This window comes from Nonomuraea sp. SYSU D8015, assembly GCF_008065375.1.
Taxonomy (GTDB): domain Bacteria; phylum Actinomycetota; class Actinomycetes; order Streptosporangiales; family Streptosporangiaceae; genus Nonomuraea.
The window spans coordinates 165,842-184,509 of the sequence record NZ_MU084033.1; the positions used below are offsets into that span (position 1 = coordinate 165,842).

At 66.6% G+C, this 18,668-nt stretch carries 18 protein-coding genes; 3 read left to right on the forward strand and 15 right to left on the reverse strand.

Features of this window, described 5'->3' with window-relative positions; translation table 11 throughout:
- The first annotated feature begins 71 nt into the window (after window positions 1-71).
- The 3 genes from ID574_RS01660 to ID574_RS01670 are packed head-to-tail and all read left to right on the forward strand — an operon-like array spanning window position 72 to window position 4,332.
- Window positions 72-1,721 (forward strand): hypothetical protein, encoded by a 1,650-nt coding sequence (locus tag ID574_RS01660; RefSeq protein ID WP_223166270.1) that lies wholly within the window; start codon window positions 72-74, stop codon window positions 1,719-1,721.
- Window positions 1,718-3,925: an integrase gene (locus ID574_RS01665; protein WP_188186965.1), complete on the forward strand. Its 2,208-nt coding sequence runs from the start codon at window positions 1,718-1,720 to the stop codon at window positions 3,923-3,925. The genes ID574_RS01660 and ID574_RS01665 overlap by 4 nt, the downstream gene beginning before the upstream one ends.
- The gene (locus ID574_RS01670; protein WP_188186966.1) at window positions 3,922-4,332 is read left to right on the forward strand and encodes a hypothetical protein; all 411 of its coding nucleotides are present in this window, start codon (window positions 3,922-3,924) and stop codon (window positions 4,330-4,332) included. Before ID574_RS01665 ends, ID574_RS01670 begins: the two co-directional genes overlap by 4 nt.
- 241 nt (window positions 4,333-4,573) lie before the next feature.
- Here ID574_RS01670 and ID574_RS01675 read toward each other — a convergent pair whose 3' ends face one another.
- From ID574_RS01675 to ID574_RS01745, 15 genes are all read right to left on the reverse strand, one after another.
- The gene (locus ID574_RS01675; protein WP_188186967.1) at window positions 4,574-6,337 is read right to left on the reverse strand and encodes an alpha/beta fold hydrolase; all 1,764 of its coding nucleotides are present in this window, start codon (window positions 6,335-6,337) and stop codon (window positions 4,574-4,576) included.
- 821 nt (window positions 6,338-7,158) lie between these two features.
- Window positions 7,159-7,437, reverse strand: coding sequence for a hypothetical protein (locus tag ID574_RS01680; protein ID WP_188186968.1), 279 nt, complete (start codon window positions 7,435-7,437; stop codon window positions 7,159-7,161).
- Window positions 7,438-7,733: 296 nt separating this feature from the next.
- A complete protein-coding gene (locus ID574_RS01685) occupies window positions 7,734-8,654 on the reverse strand; it encodes a DUF3427 domain-containing protein (protein ID WP_188186969.1) in 921 nt (306 codons plus the stop codon).
- Between the two features lie 606 nt (window positions 8,655-9,260).
- The gene (locus tag ID574_RS01690; protein WP_188186970.1) at window positions 9,261-10,046 is read right to left on the reverse strand and encodes a GP88 family protein; all 786 of its coding nucleotides are present in this window, start codon (window positions 10,044-10,046) and stop codon (window positions 9,261-9,263) included.
- A 696-nt stretch (window positions 10,047-10,742) separates the two neighbouring features.
- Window positions 10,743-11,183, reverse strand: a complete 441-nt coding sequence (locus ID574_RS01695; RefSeq protein ID WP_188186971.1) for a hypothetical protein — start codon at window positions 11,181-11,183, stop codon at window positions 10,743-10,745.
- 78 nt (window positions 11,184-11,261) lie between these two features.
- Window positions 11,262-11,771: a hypothetical protein gene (locus ID574_RS01700; protein WP_188186972.1), complete on the reverse strand. Its 510-nt coding sequence runs from the start codon at window positions 11,769-11,771 to the stop codon at window positions 11,262-11,264.
- A 5-nt stretch (window positions 11,772-11,776) separates the two neighbouring features.
- Complete coding sequence (locus ID574_RS01705; protein ID WP_188186973.1) at window positions 11,777-12,346, reverse strand: hypothetical protein; 570 nt, start codon at window positions 12,344-12,346, stop codon at window positions 11,777-11,779.
- Entirely contained in the window at window positions 12,343-12,879 is a 537-nt protein-coding gene (locus tag ID574_RS01710; protein WP_188186974.1) for a hypothetical protein, read from the reverse strand. Before ID574_RS01710 ends, ID574_RS01705 begins: the two co-directional genes overlap by 4 nt.
- Before the next feature lie 166 nt (window positions 12,880-13,045).
- Window positions 13,046-14,026, reverse strand: a complete 981-nt coding sequence (locus ID574_RS01715) for a hypothetical protein (RefSeq protein ID WP_188186975.1) — start codon at window positions 14,024-14,026, stop codon at window positions 13,046-13,048.
- Window positions 14,027-14,295: 269 nt separating this feature from the next.
- Window positions 14,296-15,135, reverse strand: a complete 840-nt coding sequence (locus ID574_RS01720; RefSeq protein ID WP_188186976.1) for a hypothetical protein — start codon at window positions 15,133-15,135, stop codon at window positions 14,296-14,298.
- A 381-nt stretch (window positions 15,136-15,516) separates the two neighbouring features.
- Entirely contained in the window at window positions 15,517-16,092 is a 576-nt protein-coding gene (locus tag ID574_RS01725) for a hypothetical protein (RefSeq protein ID WP_188186977.1), read from the reverse strand.
- Between the two features lie 165 nt (window positions 16,093-16,257).
- A complete protein-coding gene (locus tag ID574_RS01730; protein ID WP_188186978.1) occupies window positions 16,258-17,274 on the reverse strand; it encodes a hypothetical protein in 1,017 nt (338 codons plus the stop codon).
- The gene (locus ID574_RS01735) at window positions 17,271-17,510 is read right to left on the reverse strand and encodes a hypothetical protein (RefSeq protein WP_188186979.1); all 240 of its coding nucleotides are present in this window, start codon (window positions 17,508-17,510) and stop codon (window positions 17,271-17,273) included. The genes ID574_RS01730 and ID574_RS01735 overlap by 4 nt, the downstream gene beginning before the upstream one ends.
- Before the next feature lie 17 nt (window positions 17,511-17,527).
- Entirely contained in the window at window positions 17,528-17,719 is a 192-nt protein-coding gene (locus tag ID574_RS01740; protein ID WP_188186980.1) for a hypothetical protein, read from the reverse strand.
- A complete protein-coding gene (locus ID574_RS01745; RefSeq protein ID WP_188186981.1) occupies window positions 17,716-18,636 on the reverse strand; it encodes a hypothetical protein in 921 nt (306 codons plus the stop codon). Before ID574_RS01745 ends, ID574_RS01740 begins: the two co-directional genes overlap by 4 nt.
- Window positions 18,637-18,668 lie beyond the last annotated feature (32 nt).

Consider the following 18,668-nt stretch of genomic DNA (forward strand, 5'->3'; position numbering starts at 1 on the left):
GGGGACATCGCGCGGTCCCGCCCCCGCCCGGCCATCAGGTCGCCCCGCCGCTCGCCCTGAGTGGGCTGGTCGTGAGCATGGTCAACAAAGCTGGCTACGCCAAGGAGTTCGACTTCGCTGACTTGCCGGTCGCCGAGGCGATGCAGCGCTCACTGGCCGAGGTGTTCGCTGCCCAGTCCAAGCGATGGACCAGCCATTGGAGCGCAGACACCTACTGGAGGACGGTGCTCGACTTCGCGCGCTTCCTCTCGGAGCTGGACAGCCCTCCTGAGGATCTCGGCGACCTGACTCCGGCCATGCTCAAACGGTGGCGGACCGTCAACATCGGCAGCTCGACCGGAAGAAATATGCTGTCCCTGGTTCGTACTCTGCTGCAGCGAGATCCGCGGCTGGCCAGCGGGCCGGTGGCGGAGGAACTGGCCAGGCGGGTGCCCGCGCCCAAGCCGAGCGGGAAGTCCTACAGCGAGGCCGAACGGGAGCAGGTGCTGCTTGCCGCGCAGCGGCAGTTCCGGTCTGCCTGGATGCGGATCCGGGAGAACACCGTGTTGTTGGAGCGCTGGCAAGCCGGTGACCTGGCCGAGGGGAGCCGTGAGTGGCGCATCGGCCAGATCCTCGATCATCTCTGGCGCACCGGGGACGTGCCCCGCACGGTCTTCTCAGACGGCGAACGCTATGCGAGGAATCGTCGTCTGCTGGGCGGCGGTTCCTCGCCGCACACGTGGGGCCGGTTGTTTCTGACACGGCAGGAACTCACGTCGCTGGCTGTGCTGCTGACCGACAGGTTCGCTTGGAACATGTCGGTTTATGACCGGATACCTGCTCCGACCGCGATGCCCTCGGCCGGAGAGACGAGCTCGGTGACCTACAAGGTCACGGTCGAGAAGAGGCGGGCGGGCAACGGTCGCTGGTTCTCCACGGAGAACATCACCGACTCGGGGGCGGACTCACCTGGCAGGCTGATCACCCAAGCGCTGGAAGCTACGGCCGCTGGCAGGACTTTGGCTGCTCGTCTGGCGCCGGGGACCGACCTTCTGATGGTCGCGCGTTCATTCTTTCCCGATCGAGCGGACGGGAACCTGGACCGTCCGCGCCCGGTGGGGCCTTTGGTCTTCGGTATCTCTGGCTATGACGCGAGGCAGTTCGGGCTCAGGATGGGTGGTGGTTCGCCGTTCGAGCGGTCTCGGCGGACGACGGTGACCCGCGAGGGTCGACCCATGCAGCACACCCAGGGCACCCACGACGGCGTCTACGTGTTGCCCAACGAACACGTTCAACGGGCGTCCCGGGCCGTCATCCAAGCCGGCGCCCAAGAGGCTGTGGAGCAGGCGCAGGCGGTCGTCTTCGGTGGGCAGCTCACTCAGGAGCCCGACCCTGACCACGGACAGACCGCGACGGTGGACTGCGCGGACGAGGCGACCAGCCCATGGCCCTCCCCGGGGGAAGGCTGCGGAGCCGACTTCCTGGACTGCCTGGGCTGCCGCAACGCCCGCGTTCATCCAGGACACCACCCCCGCCTCGCCTACCTGCACCACCAGTTGGAGAGCCTGCGGTCGGCCCTGGATGACCGAGCCTGGCAACGGTGGTGGCGTGACCACATGTTGCGGCTGGAGGATCTGCGCAAGGCGGTCGGGCCGGCCGCCTGGAAGAGCGCTCTGAAACGCGCCACTACCGACGATCACACCATCGTCCGCCTTCTGGTGAAGGGGGACCTTGCCCCGTGACCGCCGTCCCGGCCTTCGAACACGATCCCTACATCCTGGCGCTCCCCGCCCCCGGCAGTCCGGTAGTGCTGCCCCAGTGGATCAGGCGCGGCAACACCTACGCCAACTCCCAGTACCACGACCTGGACTGGTCGCTGGCCCCGCTCATCGACAACCCCAGCGCCAGTTTGACGGCAATCAACTGGAGGAACTGCCCGCCTTCCTACCTCGACCAGCTCAAACTCATCACCTGGATCATGATCAACGGCCAGCTTCGGCCCACCTATCTCCAAACACGAGGAAGGCGTGCCCGCGGCCGGGCATCAGCGCAGGAGATGAAGGACACCTGCGCGGATTGGATGGGACTGGCGCGCTGGCTGGATGAACGCGGCGTCAGCAGCCTCATCGAGTGCACCGGCGACGATTGGCGCGGCTATGTCCGCAAGCGTGCGCTTGACGGGCTGGCGCGCAAGGCGACGGAGAGGCTCTGCTCCAGGCTGACGGACTTGTGGGCCTTTGACCAGCTCAGCGCTTGCCCGATCGGCGTAACTCAGCCTCCGTGGGAGAACGAGGGCATCGACGACTTCCTCCCCGAGGACAACATCGACAAGGGCGGGGAGAACACGACCGAACCCTTGTCCCCATTGGTTCTCGGCCCGTTGCTGATCTGGGCGATCCGCATGGTGGACGATCTCGCTGACGACATCCTGGTCGCCTGGGCGGAAGTCCGGCAACTGAACGCACGCGCCGCCGAGAACCGCTCCACCCCCGAAAGCCGGGTGGCCCTTGAGGGGTACTTGCTACCGCTTCTGGAAACCGGTGCCGCTTTGCCCAGCATCGCGCACAGGGGAGAGCGAATGCTGGCCCGCACCTACATCGCCGGCCGCACCGGCGCCTCCTTTCAGCAGGTCGACTATTTCAAACACAAGCACCAGCTCACAGTCCTGGCCGCCCAGCGGCCAGGACCATGCCCCCTCCAGGTCCCGGTCTCTGGGCAGATCAACGGGAGACCCTGGCGCGAGTACATGGACTTCACCGAGGCGGCCGAGCTGATGCGGCATCTGGGCACCGCCGCGATCATCATTTGCCTCTATCTGACTGGTATGCGCCCGCAGGAAGTGCAAGGCCTGAGATCCGGTTGTTGCCCAGACCCCGCCCCTGATCTCGAGGGTTCCTCCGGGCGGCATCTGATTCGCATCTCTCCCGAAGGCGACACTGGCATCGGCGATGAGGGCCCAGAGCCGAATCTGATCCACGGCCATCACTACAAGAACGTGATCGACGACGACGGCAACCATGTCTCCGCCGGGGAACTTCGCAGCGTCCCCTGGGTCGCCATCGCACCCGTCGTGCATGCCATCCGGGTCCTGGAACGGATCGTCCCCCCGGAGGAACTCCTGCTCAGCGCCGCCCATCACGACTTCACCTCTCAACGGGGGCATCCCGGCGCCTTGAAAAACAATGGCTTGAATCAGCGGATCGAAGACTTCGTGGCCTGGGCCAACCGCGAAGCCGAAACCCAGGGCCTGACCGACCAGGTCATTCCCGAGGATCCGCACGGCGCGATCGGCTTGGCCAGATTCCGCAGAACCCTGGCCTGGCACATCGCCCGCCGCCCCGGCGGTCTGATCGCGCTCGCCATCCAGTACGGGCATATGCGCACCGTCCTGGACACCCGCACCTCCGGTGGCTACGCATCCCGCAACCACCGTGGCATCCACAGCGTCCTGGATGTTGAAACCGCCCTCGCCGCCGCCGACACAGCAGCCCACCTGCGCGACCAGGCCGCCGCTGGGGAGAGGATCTCCGGGCCCGCCGCTCGCCGAGCTCTCGCCGCCGCAGCCGACACCCCACGCTTCGAGGGCCAGCACGTCACCAGGGGGTTCGCCAAGAAAGCCGCCAAGTTCCTCGCCCGCGACGGCGTTGTCCTCTACGACAACTCGGACGCCTTCCTAATTTGCGCGTTCAAACACGATAATGCGCTTTGCGAACCCGATCCGGGTGCAACCGCGCCCAGGCAATACGCCTGCCAGACCGGGTGCGGCAACGCCGTCCGCACCGACACCCACGCCCAGCAGCTTCGCCAAAAAGCCGACCAGATCGACCAGCGGGCCGCCCACTCACCCGAACCGATGGCCAAGAAGCTGCGCAAGAACGCCGCCAAGCTGCGCGAGCTCGCCGACAACCACGACGCCACCGCCCGAGCCGCAGAGGACGTCGCATGAACCAACAACACCAGAACGAGCGCACCCGCATCCGCCAGGCCATGGACCGGCTCCTAAACGACGAGGCCACCTCCTCCAACGGCAGCCTCACCATCGTCGCCCTCGCCGCCGAGGCAGGCGTTCACCGCATGGCTCTGCTCAAACGGCACGTCGACCTGAAGCACGAGTTCTACGAACGGGTACGCACCGAAACCCAGCAGGTCCCCGAACACGAACAAAAGCTTCGGGAGACCATCACCACGCTCAAGAAGACGATCGCCAACCAGAACACCGAACTCCAAGAGCTACGGCAACTGGTGACCAGCCTGACCCTCGCCAGCGCCGTCCTCACTCACACCAGGCCGACCCCGTCTGCTCCCACCCCACCGCCCGACAACGTCTTCACGCTCCGGCCCGACCGGGCTTGATACCCCTGGGGTTACACCCCCTTGGGTCCCCGCTGAGCTGCCCGACCGGGGCCATGGCGAAGGATGAGCGCTTTCCTCCGACCGTCACACGATGGCTCACCTCTGCTAGAAATCTGTGACTGATCGTCACGAATCCCACCACTCAGTAAGACGCCATCCCACACGGGCTACCCGAACTCGAACCCAACCGCCGCACCGACACGCGGGAACGAGACCAACATGGGGATCCTCGGCATATGGTCTAGGCGAAGGGGATGCCGTCGAAGGTGCCGGACAGGGACGGTCGGGTTCCGAACGCCGTCCAGGTCAGCGTTACCTCGTGGGTGCGCCCGCCGGTCTCGGCGCGGAGCGTGGCGGTGGCGCGGCCGTCTGGGGTGAGCTTGATGGGGCCGCTGACCTGCAGGTCGCGTACGAACCGCACGCTGTCGAGGGTGATGTCCTGGCCGAAGGTGACCTGGCCGCCGCGCAGCCCCGGCTCGTTCGGCCGCCCGAAGTAGTAGAAGGCGTGAGGATTGCGGCGGGCGGTGGCGTCGGCGGCGGTGGCGAAGGCGGCCGCGAGGATCCGCCGCTGGCCGGGGCTGAGTTTGCGGGCCGGGTGCGGCGCCACGTCCCTGAGCTTTTGCGGGAATGCGCCGACGGCGCGGTAGTTCTCACCGGTGCATTTCTGGTCGACCACCCGCTTGGTGGTCAGGAAGGTGCGCAGCATGCCGCGCACGCAGTCACCCATCGGCGACGGGAGGAAGGACTGCGCGTGAATGCCGAACGGAATCCGGATGACGGTAGCGTTCGGGAAGACCCGAAGTGAACGCTCCACCTCGGCGGGGCGGTTGACGTCGAAGTCCCCTGCCACGACCAGGATGGGTACGTTGGGCAGCGCCTGTCCGGGCGGGCGCGGCGGGCTGTGTCGCGGGGTTGGCCAGTTGATGCACCACTCCTGGCTGGCGACCGCCTCGGTGGGGAAGAAGTCGGTGGGCTGATAGGGCGCCATCGGGCGTTCCCGATCGTAGTACCGCTCGGCCTGCGCTTGACGCTCGGCTGCCGATGCCAGCCGGTCGAATGGGAAGGAGCCGTCGCCACAACGGAAGGCCATATGCCCCGCAAGCCACGGCGGGTTGAACGGCGGGATGGTTTTGGGGGTCAGCCGGGCCAGACGGCGTAGTGGAGCCGGGTCGCCGTTGAGGTAGGCGTGTGCGGCCGCGACGTTCTCCCGGCCGAGCACCGCTTCGGCTGGCTCACGTAGGGTGAGTGCTTGGTGCAGCGTCACCTCCGGGTCGGGCTGCTTTCGCAGCCGGTCCACCAGCCTCGTCCATATGCCAGAGGCTTTGCCCGGCAGCGCGTCGCATGCCTTCGACCGCCCGCAGACGAGATCGAGGTAGTCGAGCCGGGCGTCGAACCCCTGGTCCGCGTAGCCGTCGCGACCGATGACCATCGAGCTGTCCAGGAAGATCGCGTCCAGGCTGTTCGGGTACCGGGCCGCATATGCCTGGGCGTACAGGGTGCCGTAGGAGTTGCCGAAGTAGCTCATCTTGGCCAGGCCGAGCGCTCGCCGGACCGCGTCGAGGTCGTGCGAGGCCTGGTCGGCGGTGAAGTACGCGCCCCGGGGACCCACGCTCTTGGCGCAGGCGGCGACGGTCGCTGGCTTGAAGGGGTCGGCTCCCGGGCACAGCAGCGGCGAGGACTGTCCTATCCCGCGCGGATCCATGACCAGCAGGTTCTTCCGGTCAAGGACAGGCCCGAGAACCTGTTGAATCTCGGGTGTCGCCGGCAGAGCCGGTTGTGGCCCGCCGCGGTTGGCCGCCACCGTGCCGTCGGCGTCCTTAGCCGGGATGAAGGTGAAGGCTACGGAGATGCGTTCGGAGGAGGGGTTCTCCCAATCGAGAGGGACCTCGATGGTGCCGTCGCAGCGCGTGGTCGCGGTCGCGCACTCATGCAGTTCGGTCGGAGGGGTCGGTGCACCGGGCAACAGGGCGGTGGCCAGTACGAGTCCTAAGGCTTTTGCGATCATGCCGACAGTCTCGTTTCTCGCGCTCCGGGTTTCTTCGGCCTCTTGGAGGATTCTCTCTGGGAGCTTGTTCCTAGAGCCGTCTGCGACCGTGAGATGATCTCAGCGCAACACCCCTGGTGACGGTGCCGGTATGGATGGCAGCTCGCGACATCGGGCGCATACACGAAGGCGACCCGCCAGCTTCTCAGAGCCGCAGGGACGACGGCCGGGTGCCTTGTCGTCCACGACGACGAGCAGTCAACGTCGCGTCAGTCGTCGGCGTGATCGGTTCCCAGCGAGCTCACGAGGCCGACAGCTACTAGCGGGTCGCCCTGGAGGCGGCAGTTGCGGCACTGAGCCAGCGGGACCGGATGTCGGCGAGGCGGGCTGGCCGCTCCACTCGTTATCGCGCTCATCGGAACGGATCCTAGCCCCCGCGGAAGCTGACAATCCTGCCCGTCGCAGGGCCCGGGAAGCCGGCGCAGCTGAACAGAAGCACTTGACAGGGAAGCGTAGCACCGCCCGCAGGCACTGCTGATCTCGGCGGTCCGGGCTGCGTGCGATCCGGGCGAGGTCGACGGTGTTGTACCGGTGCCAACCCCGCTCCTTGAACACGCTGGCATTGATGGTGCTGGCCAGCACGACAGCGGCCGCTCGGCGGCCGCGGTCCTCCATGATGAAAGCCATGCGGCCGTAAGGGCGTGTGTAGGGCCGTCCGCGGGGGTGTTCCTCGTCAGGCAGATGCAAGGGGTGGCGCCACTCGATCAAAACTTCCTGTGCCTCGTCTATGTCCACCTGGTAGAACGCCACCACGGGTGAGAGCCGCAGGGCCAGCTGGCGGTTCATGAAGGCCCCATCCCCTGCGAGTGTGAGCGCGGCGTCGCAGGTTCGACGGTGGCGTCGACCGGCAGTGCCCGCGCGACCAGGTCGCAGACGCGCGCTGCGAATACGCGCAGGTCCTCGGGCGATCCCACGACCGCAAACGCAGTGGCGTCCGGGTTGCCGATCACCAGCGCGTGGCTCCCGGCCATCATGTCGATGCAGTGGTCATCCGGGTCCGTGTCAGGTGTGACGATCTCCAATGCGGTGTCGGCGCCATCCATCTCATATCGCGGGGCCACGGCTTTTCCTTTCGGGTTCAGACTGGGTGTGGGGGTGATGAAGCGGTCGGAGCCGCCTTCGAGGTAGTGGCTGTTGCGGACTCGGTGTCGTCCGTCACCGGCATGAGGTGAAAGCGGATCGGTTCACGAGGCCAAGAGGTCGTGTGCGGCCATCACGGAGTTCCGGGGACACCGAGAGGGGCAAACCCAAACGGCGCCGCCCAGGCTGCCTGTGCTCACGGGCCGCAGTGGCTGTGGAACACACGCTCCGCGCGAAGGAGCGCGGAGCGTGCGCGTGAGGGTCGTGGCCGGATCTGTCAGCCGCCGATCAGGGCGTACCGCAGGATCTCCTCGGGCAGGGCGTGCTGCAGTTCCCAGACGAATCGGATCGGAAGCTCACGCTCGTGCCGGAGGTAGCGCATGGTTCCGGCGTAGGTGTAGGGCGGGGCGCCGAGCCCTTCGTCGCGCTTGTGGTGCCGGATGAACAGATGCACCGTGCTGCTTCCGTCGATGTAGCGGATGGCGGTCGGCATGCTGGTACGCAGGGTGTTCTGTGACTCCCACTGGAAGTGCCGCTCATCGAGCGCGCCGTCGGCGTAGCGCGTCTTGTCGGAGTACTCCTTGCTGGATTTGTCGATCGTCACGAAGAACAGGTCGGCGCGGTACTCGGGGACGTACCTGACGCCCGCTACCCAGAAGGCCGGTTTGTCCAGGCCGAAGGCGGCCAGGACCTCGTTCTTCGTGTAGTCAGCGTGCAGGTGCACCGGTACGTCCTCATGAAGTTGGAGCCACGTATCGGGATTGCGGGGTGCGAGGACGTCGGCCAGTGCCCGGACCTCGACGGCCCGGTCCCGAGTCAGGCGCTTCAACCGCTCGCTCGCGCCGGTGACGGAGTCGGTGCCGCCCCACAGAGTCACGTCCAGCATGGCCAGCAGGCGGCGTTCGCGTGTGCTGGTCGGACGATGCCCGTACAGCAGCGTCGACAGGAAGTACAGGCGCTCGCCGTCGAGGTGCAGCATGCGGCCGAACGCTCGGCCGAGCTGCGAGTCCAGTTCCACATCGGGCGGGGCGGCGGCGAAGCCTGCGGCACGCCGCAGAGCCGTCCAGCCCTCCCTGCGGCGGTAGAGGACCTCCAGCGGGAGCTGGGTGTCCTGCAGGAACTGCGCCAGGGGGACGTCGCCCAGCTGCCGGAGACGTTCCACCAGCGCCTTCCACTTCGGACCGTTGTCGCGGGTCATTGAAGTTCCCTTCGGATCGGAGATGTTCTGTCGGGTCCCAGGTGCCAACCGGGACTCGGACGTGAAAACCATACATGTAAACGCCTCTTTATGATTTGGCGTGCGACCTGCCTCACCAGCGCTCCGACAAAGGAAGCGGCTCAGAAGCCAAAGCATGTCAAGCCGCGACAGAGGAACGTCCTTCAGCGCCGTCACGGACAGACGAAGCCGGGCCGCCTCACTCCCCTCCCCCTGGGCCGCCGGGACGAGGTGCGAACCAACAGCCGCAGGAATCGAGGTGGGGCGTCACTTCCAGCAGCGACAAGTCGGTGCGCGCGGTCGTCCGGCACTCGCACGGCGGGGATACGGGCTCATCCCTCGAGTGCGCCCCTGGCCTCAACGGTGAGGCTGTAGTCCGCACATCCGTTTGGCGCGGCCGGCCTCGGTGCCCTTGCCCAGCGCCGCGCGGTCTCCACAAATGACGGCATGGGTCCTGCGAGGCTCGCAGGACCCATGGGAGATGAAAACGGTTTGTGATCTGGCGCTGGTGACATGAGATGCGGCAGACGCCGGGACCTCGATAGTGATGCTGTGCGCGCCTCACGAGCGGCGGTCGGGCGGACTCCTTCAGGTCGAGCGCTTCCTATCCGCGGCCTTACGGTCGCTTTCCCGCTGCCAGTCTCCCAAGGTACGGTCTCCCAGACGGCGAATCGCGGTCGGGATCCGGTTGCAGGCCATGCCTACTGGGCTCGCTCCCGTAACTGAAAGCAGATCAGACGCTTCTTGATCGTGCCAACCCCGCTCCCTTATGGCCTCCCGAGTGGGAAAGACATCCGCTATCCGGTCAACGGCAACGTCGAGGTCGGCGTCATATTTGCCTCCCAGCGAGTAGACCCAGAAGAAGTTTGGTGGCGGGTTCGGCTCAACCAATCGCCGGAAGCGTTCTACCTCCTTCGTGTATGCGTAGAACTTGACCTTGGGATGAGTGCGACTGATGCGCAGCCACGCCGAAAGATAGTCGTCGCTGAAGAAGTCGCCACTGTCGTGAATGCGGATCCACTTCCCCTGAAAGCGTCGGGCCCTCAGTTCGGTGGTCATGGCTTGCTCCCAGCCGCTGAGATCCTCCACGACGAAGGCGAGGTTGGCCAAATGCCGTTCCCGGACCTGGCGGAATCTGTAAGCTCCAAAACGCGCGTAACAAATGACGGCGCATTTTCCGGCGGAAGGGCAGGTGATGATCTTCCTGCCATCGGGCAGTTTCGCATACAGGGCTGGCAGAGTCCAGTTCCAGATGCCCTCTTGGCGTAGCTGTGAGTTCTGTGTCAGGAGCTTACTGGGCCGCTCGACAACATGGTCTGGCGGTTTCTGATCGAACAGGTCGAGTTGAAAGTGCAAGTTAAGTTCGAAGCTCATGGTTTGTCTCCAGATAGCCCTTTTCCGCAGCTGCGCCGGTGCGAGGCGCATGAAGGGGTGGAATCGCGAGCCAAGTGGCGCTGCTGCGCGGAATTCGCTACTGCTCCTCTGTGCATGCGCTAGGGGAGAGAATCTCGCGCTGAAAGGCCAGGAAGGCGCGCTTGCTGCGCCAATATAAGCAGGAAAGGTTACTTACTGGGTTGGTGCGCTCTGGGTGGAAATGAGCAGCGCGGATTCTCGCAGCAAAGAACCTCGTGCGGTGATTCCTGGACACGAGCTAGGAGCTACCTCGCCTGTGGCACGATATGGATTGCCCATCCATGACCGCAGCTGTTCTGGATTGCCTGCCCATGGCCGTCCCTCCTGGTAAGCCGGAATTCGAGTGGGGGCTAGGACACGGCAGGTGTGACAGTGCCATGTGGCGCGCCGTCGCTATAGGCGATGGGCAATGCCATGCACGTAAGGGAAGGTCGCCAACTGGTATGGACGGCCCCACGGGTAAATCCGAGAAGAGTTACCGGATCTACCCGGGGCAAGGGACGTCGGAAGCAGAAGTTTCCATATGGAAGTTGCTATGGCGGTCAGGATCGCGTGCGGCAGCATCTCATGCGCTTGGTTCAGGGCCACATCCAAGGCATCGGCGAACGTGCCGCGCACGCGCGGGTGCGGCGCGAGGTGCGCCGCCCGAGGCGTCGGTCAAGATGCGGGGTAGAGGGGCTGCCACTCAGTGAGGGGCGTGGTGGCGTGGTCGCGGTAGTCAACGGTGACGGCGCGGTAGACGATGCGTCCGCGCCCGTGGGCAGGCCCGTGGTCGGGGCCTTCGCCCGTGTGGGCGTGCAGGGTGAGAAGGTGGCAGATCTCATCGGGGTTGAAGGCGCGGGTGACGTCTCCCGAGTCGTCGGCGATGCCGAACTGAATCGCGGCGTCGGCGGGCAACTCCGCCCACTCAGTGACGGCTTCGCCAACATGGTTGGCCGAGAAACGGTCTTCGCGGACCACCCGGTAGACCGTCACAGCGGACTGGGATCCGCGCATTAAAGTCTGCCCGCGAGCCTGCATCCAGGTAGGGACATGCACGACGTGATGCTCGATGATGCTGCCGTCGGCGTTGCGGGTGCCGTACTGAATGGTGTGCATGGAAGGACCTTTCATCGTGAGGGGTTGCGGGCCCGCGGGAGCCGTAGGACGGCAGGCTCCCGCAGGCCAAGGGCGCGGTCAGCTGTAAAGGGCGTCGCACATGGCGTTCAGCTCTCCGAGATCCTCGTCTTCCAAATCGAAGGGGGCGCTCGTGTCAAGCTGGAGCAGGCGCAGGGCTCGCTTGTCCGCCTCGATGACACGGTGGCCCTCGTCGATGAAGACGTCCTTGGGATCATCTTCGGGCTCGGCATATAGGAGGCACATGGCCACGGGGTCGATCATTGAGGGATCGATCAATTTCCCGGCGATGACGGGGCCCTCTGCTGTGACTTCGATGTACCAGCGTCCGCCGGCGAGATCGCAGGCAACGCCCGCGAAGTCCATCAACGTTCCGTTGCGTCCCTTACTGGGATCCCACGCGGCCAGGTCCTCGAAGTAGAGGCCCCCGGTTCTGCGCAGGAATCGGTAGTCGCGCTGGTCCCAGAATTGCTGGTCGGCAGGGAGACTATCGTTGCGACCTAGCTCGTGGATCACTAACTCGTACAGGCCCCGGCCGCGCAGACCGACGGCCGGATGAGGGGTTGGCACGATGGCTACCTTCCAAAGGTGCGGTTGAACTCACGCGCGACCTGGTCGACGGTGTCGGCCAAGCCCGCAACCTGGGCCGCCTGCGGCGCGAGCTCCGGCAGGGCGGCCGCGTGTCGGGCCACGACGCGCAGCAGGTGAGCGGCCAGGCTGAGCAACTCGCTACGTTGCCGCAGCTGTTCCAGCGGCGTCGTCTGGCACCGCGCCGGATCGAGCCATTCCACGGGGGCTAGCTCGCGCGCCGCGTTGGCGTGCTCGACCACGCTGGCGTACATGGCCTCGTAACGGGCGCGGGCCTCCGTACGCTCATCTGAAGACCGTAGGGGGTTGTTGGCACGCAGGACCATGACGCGTAGGTCCCGCCCGATGCGGCTGGCAGTAGCGGCGGGCTTCCACCGCTGGGGGGTCTCGGCCATGGCCGGGTCGGCTTCCAGCAGCGCCGCCAGACCCCGCAGGGTCTTCGCGGTCTCGTCCATCACGTGCCGGCCGCGGGTGTCGATCGGCAACGCCAGGCGACTTTCCAGGATCTCGGCGCGGATGGCCAAGATCCTGCGCTGGTGCTCGGCTTCGGTCCTCACCACTGCCTCCCATTGCGCAGCGGGTAGGCCTCCGACAGCGCTCGGGCGACCTTGGCCAGCGTCGGCGCCAGCACACACCCCTGGTCGTCGATCATCAGGTGCGCCTGCGGGGGGATGCCGCTTTCACCGCGGTGACGGATCACGTGCCACAGCCCGCCGTCGCGGTCTGCCGCTGCCAGGCATCGCTGGTCATGCAGCTCGCCTGCCTCCGGGTGAGCCCACTCATGCAGCAGGCCCACGGCCAGGAACTCGTGGTCGGCCAGGTGGATGTCGAGCCTTGCGGGGTTGTCGGCCAGCAGGCCCAGGTCGTGCTCGACGTCGCCGGTCGCGCCGGGCGCCTGCATACCGGGAGCGCCGATGAACACGCTCCACTCCCACGGTCCCACGAACAGGGTGACCATGTCCGGGGCGGCGGGACTGGCGCAGATGAGCAGCAGCCTCGTGGGCTCGTCGCCCCAACCGTGCTCGCTGTGGTGGCTCTGCTCGGCGGCGATCAGCCGCTCGCCGAGCCTCTGATGGGTGATGTCATGCATGATGTCTCCTTGGCAAGTTGGGTTCGGGCTACTCACCCGGACGGGGGTGCTCGCTCCGGGCGGGGGGCACCGGAGGAGCGTGCGCATTCCCGGTCGGGCGGTCCGCCGGGACGCGAGGTCGAGGTAAGCCCGCGTCGGCCGAGCCGGCGCGGGCTGTACTGCTCCCCTACTCACTCAGCGTGAACTCCGGGATGATGATCTTTCGCTGGGCGATGGGAGCGACGGGTCCCAGGTCATCGCCCTCCAGCGTCACGGCGGTCCAGACCTGGTCGTCACCGGTGGGGTTGTGCTGGCGACACCAGTCGAACACTTCGCTGTGAACGTTCGGGATGTCGGACAAGGACAGGAGGCGCGTATTCACCTCATCCCTTTGGTTCTTCAGGACCGTCACTGTGAGCCTGATGGCGGGGGTGGTGATCCGGACTCCGCACATGCAGCCGAACAGGGACTCTTGCCACAGGTCCTCATCCGGTTCGACCACCCAGTCTGCGTCTCTGTCTGCCAGGACGGGCATGAAGCCTTCAGCGTCGGCCGTGTTCCCGCACCTGCAGATCAGTCGGCCACCTCGGTCCAGCCGGACGGAGCGGGGCTCTTGAGTGACATCGTCCACGCGGATCGGTGTGATCGTTTCGTACCAGACCGTCCAGTCCCAACCAGCGGGCACGTCGAACTCGGCCTGGGCGAGCGGTGCGCGGGCACCGGTCTTCACCGTGCCCGGTGTGATGGCGACCCAGATGTCGGGGTCGCCCGGGGCCGGCGTGTGGGCGGCGATCCAGGTGGGCATGTTCCGCGGCAGATCCTCCAACTGCTCGGGAGTGCGAGCCCAGGTGGTGATCGTGTCGCGCTCGCCGCTCAGGATCGTGGCGACCAGGTTGTGGGCGGGGCGGCAGTCGATGCGCAGGTCGCAATAGGCGCACGCCCAGGTGCCGTCCCATCCTGGATTAGGGCCGTCGAGGAGGAGAGCGCCGGTGCGGCGATCGGCGGCCTCGAATTGCATACTGCGGCCGGGACCGTTGCCGCAGCCGCAGTAGAGCTCGTCATCGGCGAGGATGATGACGTCCCCCTTGCGCGGGCGCCTGGTGTAGGGCAGCAGAACACGACGAGGAACGAGAAAGCGGTCGTCGGTTTCGGACATGGTGGTCGTCACTGGTTGCCTCCTGAGTGCTGGGAGCGGCGCATGGCGGGCTACGCGCGTGCGCGGGATCGGGCGTTGGTTGGTCGGGCTCGGGCCACCGGCCCCCCTTGGTGGGCGTTCAGGTGAAGCGCGGTGAGGGCGGGCGACAGACCGGCGTGCCGCTGGGCGGGCCCGGTGCGGCACACCGGATGGAGACCACGGTTACGACTCGCTCCCGTCGACGAGGTCGACGGCGTCGGTGTCGCGGTTCTGGAACGTGACGGTCCGCGTTCGGACCGTGGTCAGTTCTCCTGCGAGAGCCGGGTGAGCGTGGCGGCGATAGCCCGGATGGTCGCCCTGTGCGCGGCGCTCTCGTCATGGTCGGGCTGGAGGTCGTATTCCCTCATGATGGCCAGCCACATGGGGTTGTCGGATTTGTCGATGAAGGCGGCCCCGGCGGCGACGAGATCGGCGAGCGCGGGCTCAGCGTAGGGCTTGGCGCCATCCTGGTGGCGCCTGGTGGCGTCCAGCATTCCTTGCAGGGCCGCAGTGGCACGGTGGATCCTCGGCTCGGCGGCCGCGGACGGCTGCGGAAGCTCACTGAGGATGCCAGTCCCGCGTTCGTAACGGACCAGGATGTCCACCATGTCGTTGCGCTGCAGGATGAGCTGGGTCGCCAGCACACCGCCGGGCGGCAGGGCAACCGCGCGGTGGTGCAGGTAGTACACGTAGCTGATGACGAGCTCGTGCGGCGTGATCGCCGGTGCGAGATCGGCGGGGAAGCTTCGGCGGTCGCCTGCGATCACCTGGTGGATCCACGGCATAACGGCGTTGTGGTAGGCCCACACGTGCCAATCAGCGGGCTCGTTGCGCTCGCGTTGCGGGTCGAACGGGCTCTCCCGGTCGAACAGAATCGCCTGTCCCCCGGGCGTTTCGATCACCCATTCAGCGCCGCTTCCCTGCACCGGCACGACGGCCTCGCCCAGGACCTCGCAGATGGCGTGGTAACTGGCCTCGATGTACCCGACGGTGTCGGTGGGATGTGGCATGCGGCGGGTGTAGGGCTGGGGCTGGACCTTGAGATCTGCAGTAATCAGGGGCATGGCGAAGATGTCCTTTCGGTTAGGGAACGCACCGGTCATCGGTACGGGGTTGCTCGCCTTTGTCGACGAGGGCTGGTCGCTGCGCGCAGCGCGTCGGCCAGGATGGTCGGGCTTGGGTTGTCACCGTGAGCACGTCGCACGCGTCTGCCCATGGCGAGCGCGCTCTCGCTGGCCTATCGCGCCGTGCGGCCTGTGTCCGGGCCCAGGGGCGGCACCACGATCTCCGTCCTCTCAGGAGCATCGTGGTCTACCCGGTTCACTCTGAATTCCTTGATCACTGTCTGGTGGAGCGCGTTTCCATCAGGTGATCTGAGACTGAGATGGAACTTCCGCACCACGGCGAGACGTCGCAGGGAGGCGCGGGTGCGCGCGTTGGCCTCCAGAAGCGCTCGGTGCGGTCTTGCGGAGTGGTTGGTGGGGTTATGACGGTCGCCGTGGCGTCATGGCGGCGATGTGGACGCCGTAGGCGAGTACGCAGGCTCCGCGGACTGGTGTGTCCTTCTTGCGGGCCATGCGGGGGCGGATGGAGATTCCGAAGGTGCAGGTGATGACGCCTGTGTTGCGGTCCATGGCTTCCGGCACATGCAGGTGGGTGGCACCGTCCGGCGTGGCGGTGGGTGCGTGGCGGGGACACAGGTTGGTGCCGCCGAGGATACCCCTCTGGAGCATGCGCCAGCCGGGGACTATGGGTTCACCGCCGTGCATGGCGATGACGTCGTAGGAGGTGCCACCGGCGGCGACACAGCGGCGGATGCCGGGCGGGGCGATGGTGAGCTTGGCGACGGTGGCGAGGAACCAGGTGGTGCGGTAGCGGAGGGGGTTAGATCCGTCTGCGCGGAGGACCTGGCCGCCGAGCCATACGTCGCTGGGCATGCCCGTGGAAGCGGTGGCCTCGCTGATGATCAGGGAGAAGGGGCGTTGGCGGGCGAGCGCAGCGCCGGCGGGAACATACAGGAGGCGGCCGGGCTGCAGGTCGTCCAGGGTGGGCGTGGTCATGCTGTGCCTCCGCGCTGCCTCAGCTCGACGACGAGCCCGTTGACGGCATTGCGTCCCTTGTCCGCGTTCGTGCCGTACGCCTCATCGAGGCTGTCCCAGTCTTCGGACAGGAGGGTGTCCAAGCCGCGTGAGCCGCGAAAGCATCTTGCTTGATCTGGTGCTGATTCATGATGAGGGCTCCTGGGCCGGGTCGGGGTAGGGCTGGGCGTAGATGAGAGCGCAGCTCTTGGTGATGCGTTCGATCTCGTGGGGCGCGAGGTGGCGGGCTGCTGCCTCCTGGGGGGTGATGGGGTTGGCGGGCTCGCCCCGATCGTTGGAGGAGCGGTTGACGGCGTGGGCGAGTTTCCATCCGAGGTCGTACTCGTAGGCCTGGCGGGAGGTGAGGGGGCCTCGGGTGGTGTGAATGTTCTGGGCGCGGACCCATGCGCGGGCCTGGGCTTTGCTGTGGCGTACGCCCTGTTGGATGCTCTCGATGGTGCGTTTGATTTGGGCGGCGGCTTGCCTGGCGGTGGGAGCCTCTGCCAGGTGGCCGCCGGCGGACAGGCAGGCTCCTTCGACAACCCACCAGCGGGCGGGTTTGTAGGTGCTGGGCCGGTAGCGGAGTTTGACGGGGAGGGCGGTGTAGGCGTCGCGGAGGGTGGCGAACTGAGGGCTGTTGATGAGATCGGCGAGGGCGGTGCGCACCTTGATGAGCGTGAACGCGGCGTCCGTCCAGTAGGCGGGTGACTGGATGAAGCTGAGGAGGTCGAGGCTGCCTTCGAGGTGGTCGGTGTCGGGCTGGATGAACCACAGGGTTGAGTGGAGCTCATCGCACCCCACGTGGAAGACGACGCCGTCGTGCTGGAACCAACGCTCGCGGTAGCCGTTGGGGCGGCCGGTGACGGGGTGGCGCTTGGAGAGGCGGATCGCGGCGGCGTCGATCGCCTTCGCGGCCGGCCGGTCGCCTTCGCGGGGCGCGGGTTTGGCTGTCTCGTTTTCCCAGGTCACGTAATCGACGATGTCGGCGTGGCGGACGCGGATCCGGCCGTGGTGGTCGGTGTCCACCGTGACCGTGGTCGGGTTGACACGGACCACGGTCAGCTCCTGGATTTCGTGGCTCTCCTGGCTGGGCGAGGTGCCCACCCACACCCATCGAAAGACGCGGTCGCCGGGGATCAGGGCGGCGATCTGCTCGGGTGTCATTTCGCTCGCTCCAGTGCGGCGCGGTCAGCGTCGGTGAGGGTCATCTTGCGGGCTTCACCGTGGTGGCCGGTGTCCTGGTCGCTGATGTGGATGCAGTCGAGTTCGACGAGGGCGTCCACGTCGTCCTTGTTGAGGGCGTGGCCGGTGACGTCGGGGAAGGCGCTGTAGACCCATGTGCGGTCGTTGGTGGCCTTGGCCAGGAACGCGATCCGGGTCGGGGTCAGGCGGCGGGGCATGGGCTGGAGCTCCTCGTCTACCAGGTGAAGGGCGGAAGGATGTGGTCGAAGCGGCGGCGGAGGGCGGCTATATCGACGGAGAGGTCCTCGTCGTGGTCGTCGGCGGCCCGATAGAGGGCGGCGGCGAACACGCGGTTGAGGAGGGTCTGCTCGTCGCCGTCGAGCGTGATGCCGTCGAGGGTGACGGGCGGCCGGGGTGTGGTGCTCATCGGGGGCTGTCTTCCTTGGCTGCTGTGTGGGTGGGAATGAGGGAGGTGATGGTGAAGGTCCCGAGGTTGTCGCCCATGAGGCGGTGCAGGTGCCCACCGCTGAGGTCACGCTCGACGTCTACGAAGACGGTCTCCAAGCCGTAGAACCGGGCGTATGCGTGGATGTGCCGGGCCAGGTCTTCAATGCTGTCGGCGTTGCTGGTCAGCGGGCGGATGTCGTGGGTGTTGCCGATCCGGTCGAAGGCGACGAGGTAGCGGGCGGGCGGCCGATCGTTTGCGGCTTCGCGGGCCGGGATGAGGGGGTGCTCGCCACGTTCGAGGATGCGCTCTCGGATGGCTTGGCAGGCGGCGGAGATGGCGTCCTTGTAGCGGCGGTGGAGCGCCGGGGGATCGAGTCGGAGGGTGCGCTGGATGACTTCGGTGAGGAGCTCGTGCCGCTCTGCGAAGAGGGGATCAGGGGTGGAGGGGTAGGTGTCGGCCTGGATGCTGTCGCGCCAGATGAGGGCGGAGACTTCCACGTACTTGTTCTCGGCCTCGCCGATGGTTTCGACCGTCTCCTGACCACCGGTCATGGAGGGGATGGTGAAAGGGGAGCCGTCCGGCGCGGTGATCTCGCCGTAGTGGCCCCAGTCGAGGGCGGCGCCTCCCCTGCTGCTGATGTGCCACACGTTGTAGTCGGCGCCTTGGGCGAAGAGCAGCTTTCGCTCGGCGAGCCAGGCGCGGGTGTTCGGCTTGACCCAGTGGACGCCACCGCCTGCGGAGGCGGATTCGAGTGCCGCGCGTTGTGCGGGGCTGAGGGGGCGGGGCTTGTCGCTCTTGGCCATCGTGGCTCCTGGCGTCTCGTTGGCGGGGCAGATGCGGCCGGGCGGGTGCCCGGCGGCCGGGGCGATCAGTTTCTGTACGAGCAGCGGATCCACCTGGGGACGTACTGCTCAGAGGTGATGCCGAG

Bases quoted from the DNA above. Each gene is read 5' to 3' on its own strand.
- ID574_RS01670 (WP_188186966.1), top strand. From the start codon at position 3,922: ATGAACCAACAACACCAGAACGAGCGCACCCGCATCCGCCAGGCCATG.
- ID574_RS01675 (WP_188186967.1), bottom strand. From the start codon at position 6,337: ATGATCGCAAAAGCCTTAGGACTCGTACTGGCCACCGCCCTGTTGCCC.
- ID574_RS01685 (WP_188186969.1), bottom strand. From the start codon at position 8,654: ATGACCCGCGACAACGGTCCGAAGTGGAAGGCGCTGGTGGAACGTCTC.
- ID574_RS01690 (WP_188186970.1), bottom strand. From the start codon at position 10,046: ATGAGCTTCGAACTTAACTTGCACTTTCAACTCGACCTGTTCGATCAG.
- ID574_RS01695 (WP_188186971.1), bottom strand. From the start codon at position 11,183: ATGCACACCATTCAGTACGGCACCCGCAACGCCGACGGCAGCATCATC.
- ID574_RS01710 (WP_188186974.1), bottom strand. From the start codon at position 12,879: ATGCATGACATCACCCATCAGAGGCTCGGCGAGCGGCTGATCGCCGCC.
- ID574_RS01720 (WP_188186976.1), bottom strand. From the start codon at position 15,135: ATGACCGGTGCGTTCCCTAACCGAAAGGACATCTTCGCCATGCCCCTG.
- ID574_RS01725 (WP_188186977.1), bottom strand. From the start codon at position 16,092: ATGACCACGCCCACCCTGGACGACCTGCAGCCCGGCCGCCTCCTGTAT.
- ID574_RS01730 (WP_188186978.1), bottom strand. From the start codon at position 17,274: ATGACACCCGAGCAGATCGCCGCCCTGATCCCCGGCGACCGCGTCTTT.
- ID574_RS01735 (WP_188186979.1), bottom strand. From the start codon at position 17,510: ATGCCCCGCCGCCTGACCCCGACCCGGATCGCGTTCCTGGCCAAGGCC.
- ID574_RS01740 (WP_188186980.1), bottom strand. From the start codon at position 17,719: ATGAGCACCACACCCCGGCCGCCCGTCACCCTCGACGGCATCACGCTC.